The following is a 448-nucleotide window of genomic DNA, read 5'->3' on the forward strand; positions in this document are numbered from 1 at the left end:
GCTCGCCGAAGAAGTGGCGGTGTTCGACAACCTCAAGGGCCGCCTCTACCTGATCGTGCACGCCGATCCGGCCAGGCCGCATGCCTATGCCGAGGCGCAGCGCCGGCTGGATGCGCTGGTCTACCGCCTGCGCCAGAGCGGCGTGTCCTATCCGCAGCTCAGCCAGTCCACCGCGCTGGACGAGAGCGATTTCAAATCCTCCTTCACCAAGGAGGAGTTCGAGGCGATGGTGGAGCGTGCCAAGGAATACATTCGCGCGGGCGACATTTTCCAGGTGGTGCCTTCGCAGCGCCTCAGCGTAGGTTTCAATGCGCGACCGGTGGATGTGTACCGCGCACTGCGCGCGCTCAATCCGTCGCCGTACATGTACTTCGTCGACCTGGGCAACACGCAGATCGTCGGCTCCTCGCCGGAAATCCTGGCGCGCCTCAAGGACGGCAAAGTAGTG

General features: G+C 63.8%; 1 protein-coding gene. It reads left to right on the forward strand.

The window, feature by feature from the left end:
• Positions 1 to 448 (forward strand): chorismate-binding protein (locus JHD67_RS21460; RefSeq protein WP_199101169.1); only part of this gene is annotated, 448 nt, incomplete at both ends.

The organism is Dyella sp. ASV21 (assembly GCF_016428975.1).
Lineage (GTDB): Bacteria > Pseudomonadota > Gammaproteobacteria > Xanthomonadales > Rhodanobacteraceae > Dyella.